The following is a 461-nucleotide window of genomic DNA, read 5'->3' on the forward strand; positions in this document are numbered from 1 at the left end:
AAAGTGCTTTACAACCCGAAGGCCTTCTTCACACACGCGGCATTGCTGGATCAGGGTTGCCCCCATTGTCCAAAATTCCCCACTGCTGCCTCCCGTAGGAGTCTGGGCCGTGTCTCAGTCCCAGTGTGGCTGATCGTCCTCTCAGACCAGCTACTGATCGTCGCCTTGGTAGGCTCTTACCCCACCAACTAGCTAATCAGACATCGGCCGCTCCTGTAGCGCGAGGCCGTTACCGGTCCCCCGCTTTCACCCTCAGGTCGTATGCGGTATTAGCTAATCTTTCGACTAGTTATCCCCCACTACAGGGCACGTTCCGATGTATTACTCACCCGTTCGCCACTCGCCACCAGGCCGAAGCCCGTGCTGCCGTTCGACTTGCATGTGTAAGGCATGCCGCCAGCGTTCAATCTGAGCCAGGATCAAACTCTTCAGTTCAATCTCTGTGTGGGTCCGAAGACCCT

Annotated in this window: 1 rRNA gene; it reads right to left on the reverse strand. The window is 56.6% G+C overall.

The window, feature by feature from the left end:
- Positions 1-435 (reverse strand): 16S ribosomal RNA (locus tag E1J61_RS35745); the annotation flags it as partial.
- Positions 436-461 lie beyond the last annotated feature (26 nt).

It is taken from the genome of Cupriavidus sp. L7L (assembly GCF_004353535.1).
GTDB lineage: Bacteria > Pseudomonadota > Gammaproteobacteria > Burkholderiales > Burkholderiaceae > Cupriavidus > Cupriavidus oxalaticus_A.